The following is a 254-nucleotide window of genomic DNA, read 5'->3' as shown; positions in this document are numbered from 1 at the left end:
GGAAACCACCCTCGCCAGGCTCTGGCAAGACCTGCTCCACGTCGACCGTGTCGGTCGTGAGGACAATTTCTTCGAACTCGGCGGCCATTCGCTGCTGGCGGTCAAACTCATCGAACGCATGCGCCAGGTCGACCTCAGCGCCGATGTGCGCGTGCTGTTCGGCCAACCGACCTTGGCGGCGCTCGCTGCGGCGGTGGGCGGCCAGCAGAGCGTGCAGGTGCCGGCCAATCCCATTCAAGCAGACACCCAGGCCA

The 254-nt window shown here is 65.7% G+C and carries 1 protein-coding gene; it reads left to right on the top strand.

The genetic code is table 11. The features are described 5' to 3' along the window. Nucleotides 1-254 (top strand): phosphopantetheine-binding protein (locus AAEZ05_RS29375; protein WP_350650141.1); only part of this gene is annotated, 254 nt, incomplete at both ends.

The organism is Pseudomonas sp. HY13-MNA-CIBAN-0226, from assembly GCF_040310305.1.
GTDB lineage: Bacteria > Pseudomonadota > Gammaproteobacteria > Pseudomonadales > Pseudomonadaceae > Aquipseudomonas > Aquipseudomonas gregormendelii.
This window is presented reverse-complemented; position numbering and strand designations above follow the sequence as displayed.